This window comes from Methyloceanibacter marginalis, assembly GCF_001723295.1.
In the GTDB taxonomy this organism is placed as follows: domain Bacteria; phylum Pseudomonadota; class Alphaproteobacteria; order Rhizobiales; family Methyloligellaceae; genus Methyloceanibacter; species Methyloceanibacter marginalis.
The window spans coordinates 1-4,255 of sequence record NZ_LPWD01000148.1 but is presented as its reverse complement, the minus strand read 5'-3'; the positions used below and the strand labels follow the sequence as shown (position 1 = coordinate 4,255).

General features: G+C 63.8%; 5 protein-coding genes and 1 pseudogene. All 6 read left to right on the top strand.

Annotated elements, in window-relative coordinates; all coding sequences use genetic code 11:
* A pseudogene (locus AUC71_RS06360) lies at window positions 1-536 on the top strand (redoxin domain-containing protein); the annotation flags it as partial.
* A gap of 277 nt (window positions 537-813) precedes the next feature.
* Complete coding sequence (locus AUC71_RS06355) at window positions 814-993, top strand: hypothetical protein (protein WP_069623598.1); 180 nt, start codon at window positions 814-816, stop codon at window positions 991-993.
* A gap of 58 nt (window positions 994-1,051) precedes the next feature.
* On the top strand, window positions 1,052-1,492 hold the full coding sequence (locus AUC71_RS06350; RefSeq protein ID WP_069623597.1) for an NUDIX domain-containing protein: 441 nt from the start codon (window positions 1,052-1,054) through the stop codon (window positions 1,490-1,492).
* Between the two features lie 54 nt (window positions 1,493-1,546).
* Window positions 1,547-2,602 carry a ferrochelatase gene (gene hemH, locus AUC71_RS06345; RefSeq protein ID WP_069623596.1) on the top strand — a complete coding sequence of 352 codons (1,056 nt, stop codon included), beginning with the start codon at window positions 1,547-1,549 and terminating at the stop codon, window positions 2,600-2,602.
* A gap of 110 nt (window positions 2,603-2,712) precedes the next feature.
* On the top strand, window positions 2,713-3,054 hold the full coding sequence (locus AUC71_RS06340) for a hypothetical protein (RefSeq protein WP_204376656.1): 342 nt from the start codon (window positions 2,713-2,715) through the stop codon (window positions 3,052-3,054).
* 128 nt (window positions 3,055-3,182) lie between these two features.
* Window positions 3,183-4,163 (top strand): SPFH domain-containing protein, encoded by a 981-nt coding sequence (locus tag AUC71_RS06335; RefSeq protein WP_069623594.1) that lies wholly within the window; start codon window positions 3,183-3,185, stop codon window positions 4,161-4,163.
* The last annotated feature ends 92 nt before the right edge of the window (window positions 4,164-4,255 follow it).

Here is a 4,255-nt window from a genome sequence, read left to right as displayed (position 1 = left end):
CCGGTCTGCACAACCGAGCTGGGCTACATGGCGCGGATCAAGCCCGAGTTCGACAAGCGTGGCGTCAAGATCATCGGGCTCAGCGTCGATCCGGTGGATCATCACTCCCGCTTGGGCTGAAGACATCGCCGAGACGCAAGGCACGGCGCCCAACTTCCCGATGATCGGCGACCCGGATCTCAAAATCGCCAAGCCTACGGCATGCTGCCGGCGAGCTTGACCGGCACCTCGGACGGCCGCACGCCGGCCGACAACCAAACGGTGCGGAACGTCTTCGTCTCGGCCCCGACAAGAAGATCAAGCTGATCCTGGTCTATCCCATGACCACCGGCCGCAATTTCGACGAGGTGCTTCGGGTGATCGACTCCCTCCAGCTCACGGCGAAGCATCGCGTCGCGACGCCCGCCAACTGGAAGAGCGGCGAGGATGTGATCATTGGAGGATCCGTGTCCGACGAGGAGGCCAAGACGATCTATCCCGACGGTTGGAAATCACCGCGCCCCTATATCCGGATCGTGCCACAGCCCAAAGGCTAGGACCGTCACCTTCGGCGAAAGTTATGCTTGCGCGCCCGCATAGCTCGGTCGGTGTTGCGGCAGCAAGTTGATGGTGCTGAATCTCGGTGGCGCGTGGGCTTCAGGCGCCGTGTGACCGCTTTGGGCCACGTGCCTAAAAATTGTTGGCGTTCTGGATAGAAGGAGACACGATCCTTCGTGCTAGAAACGGATGCCAAGAAATCATACCGGTTCGTGGCCAAAGCAGTGGAACGCTGAGACGGTGCCTTCGGGGCCGATCAGAACACCGGGCAAAAAGATGTCTGATCCAAACGGTCCGGGGGCGCCCGGAAGCGGGGAAGATCCGCGCGAGTGCGCAAAGCAGATCGCCGATCAAATCGCGCCGCTCATGAAGGTGGCGCGGTCCAAGCGTTTCGATTTTCTCGCTTATCTGCTGGCCATGGCCCTGCGGGAAGCCAGGCGTCTTTCGGGCGGATAGCCCGCCGGGGCGCCCGCGGCGCGGACCTGCCAAGACATCTCCGTGCTAAGATAGTCCTATGGGACTCGCCCCCACGCCCGCGCTGACCGTCGATTGCGTGATCTACGATCCGCAAGGCCGGGTGCTGCTCATCCGCCGCAAGAATCAACCGTTCAAGGGGGCTTACGCGCTGCCCGGCGGGTTCGTCGATATCGGCGAGACGGTCGAGGCCGGCTGCCGCCGGGAGGTACGCGAGGAGACCGGCCTGGACGTGGACGATCTTCGGCTCGTGGGTGTCTACTCGGACCCGGCCCGGGATCCACGCGGGCATACGGCGAGCGCCGCCTTCCTCGCGCTGCTGCCGGAGGTCAAAACGCCGACCGCCGGCGACGACGCGGCCGCCGCGGACTGGGTCGAAAACTGGCGCGCGGCGCCGCTTGCCTTCGATCATGCAAAAATTATCGAGGACGCCGAGAAATTGCGTGGCGCTTTGGGTCGCGTTGCCGTGGGTCAAGGCTAGGCGCGCCGGGCCCAATACCTTATTTAGGGGCTCAAGAGCCGCAAGGAACGCCGCATGAACGAGAGCCCGCGAGGGGACGTGTTCGCCAAAACCGGAGACGAGACGACTGGAGCCCCGCCTTACGGGAAGATCGGCGTGCTCCTGGTCAATCTCGGTACGCCGGACGACACCGACTATTGGTCGATGCGGCGTTATCTCAAGGAGTTCCTTTCCGACCGGCGGGTGATCGAGATCAATCCCGTGCTGTGGTGGCCCATTCTGAACGGGATCGTGCTCACCACGCGCCCATCCAAGAGCGGCGTAGCGTATCGCTCGATCTGGAACGAGGAACGCGACGAGTCTCCCTTGCGCACCATCACGCGGGCGCAAAGCGAGAAGGTCGCCGACAAGCTCGGGCATCGCGAAGACATCATCGTCGATTGGGCCATGCGTTATGGTACGCCGACCATCGCCTCGCGGATCGATGGGCTGACCAAGCGCGGCTGCAACCGCCTTCTCGTGTTTCCGCTCTATCCGCAATACGCCGCGGCGACCACGGCCACCGTCAACGACACGGTGTTCGACAAGCTCAAGACGATGCGTGTTCAGCCGGCGTTGCGGACGGTGCCGCCTTATCCAAAAGACCCCGTCTACATCCAGGCACTCGCGGATTCGATCACCTCGCATCTGGCCGATCTCGATTTCGAGCCGGAGGTGATCGTCGCCTCGTATCACGGGCTGCCGAAAGCCTACATTGAGAAGGGCGACCCATATCAATGCCAGTGCATGGATACGAGCGATGCGCTGCGCGAAGCGCTCGGTCCGCTCGGCCGTAAGCTGAAAACCACGTTCCAGTCGCGCTTCGGCCGCGCCGAATGGCTGCAGCCTTATACGGACAAGACGATGGAGGCGCTGGCACGCGACGGGGTGAAGCGCATCGCCATCCTCACGCCGGGCTTCGTCGCCGATTGCGTGGAGACGCTGGAAGAGATCGCGGGCGAAGCAAAGGAGATCTTTCTCGAGCATGGCGGCGAGCGGTTCAGCTTCATCCCGTGCCTCAACGACAGCGACGGCGGCATCCGCGTGCTGGTTCATCTTATCGAGCAAGAGCTCAAGGGTTGGGCCGACTAGAGCAACGCGAGGGGGCATGTGGCGAAATACGATATCGGCGATCAGCCTCGCCATCGCTTTGCTTGCGGGCGCGCCTGCGACCGCGGCCGACGAGCTGGCCGCCTATGTGGATGTCGCCTGGGCGCGGGGACGGCAAGGAGGCGCTGGAGCGCGCGATCACCAACCGGTTGCTCGACATGGGCTTTACCGTGACGGGGACGCCCCAAGTCAACGCCTACGAGATCCAAGGCGTGGCCAGGATCTTCCCGGCGGAGCGGGGCAAGGAGACGATCCGCATCGATTGGACGATCTTCGGTCCGGAGGGCACGCGGCTCGGCAACGTCACCCAGACCAAGGTCATTCGCAAAGGCTCGCTCGACCGGCATTGGGGCGCGGCGGCCGAAGCGGCGGCGTCGGCGGCGGTGCAGGACATGATGCAGTATCTGCCGAAGCAGGGCGGCGGAGGCTCATAAACGGCGCCCGGTCCGCCCCAGGCTCTTAAAACCGCGATAAGACTCCCCCATGTATGAGTCGCCGCTATTGGCGCGCGCGAACATTCCATCGCTCGGCAGCGCCGCCGGACACCTTTGGAGGGTGCCTTATGCTCGGCTTCGATATCTTCGTTCTCGTTCTGCTCGTTCTGTTCGTCGTGCTCGTCATCGCGGCGGTCAAGATCGTGCCGCAAGGCTACAACTACACGGTCGAGCGCTTTGGCCGCTATACGCGCACGCTGCGTCCCGGCCTCACCCTGATCATCCCCTTCATCGACCGCGTCGGGCGCAAGCTCAATGTGATGGAGCAGGTGATCGAGGTGCCGAGCCAGGAGGTCATCACCAAAGACAACGCCATGGTGCGGGTCGATGGCGTGGCCTTCTTCCAAGTGCTCGACGCGGCCCAAGCGAGCTACGAGGTGACCAATCTCGAGATCGCCATCCTCAATCTCACCATGACCAATATCCGCACGGTGATGGGCTCGATGGATCTGGACAAGCTCTTGTCCGAGCGCGACGAGATCAATCACCGGCTGCTCAAAGTGGTCGACGACGCCACCCATAATTGGGGCGTGAAAGTCACCCGTATCGAGATCAAGGATATCGAGCCGCCGCGCGACCTGGTCGACTCCATGGCGCGGCAGATGAAGGCCGAGCGTGACAAGCGCGCCGCGATCCTCGTGGCGGAGGGCGAACGCCAGGCGGCGATCCTTCGGCCGAAGGCGAGAAGCAGGCGCCAGATCCTGGCGGCTGAGGGCCGGCGCGAGGCGGCTTACCGCGACGCGGAAGCCCGGGAGCGCGAGGCGGAAGCAGAAGCCAAGCCACGGCCATGGTCAGCGAGGCCATCAACAAGGGCAGCGGCGCAGGCGATCAACTACTTCGTGGCCAACAATTACGTCGGCGCGCTGAAGGCGCTCGCCCAGTCGAACAACCAGAAGGTCCTGATCCTGCCGCTTGAGTCCTCCTCGGTGATCGGCGCCATCGCCGGCATTGGCGAGATCGCGCGGGAGGCGTTCGGCGGCGCCGGGCCGGAGACTTCGCCCCCAGCCCCTCAGCGCGGGCGCGGCGGCGGCTCGGTGCCCTCGGTCTAGCGGGCGAAAACCATGATAGAAGCAATTGTCGCGTTTGGTGCCTGGAGCTGGATGATCCTGGCGGCGGTGTTGCTCGCGCTCGAAATGCTCGC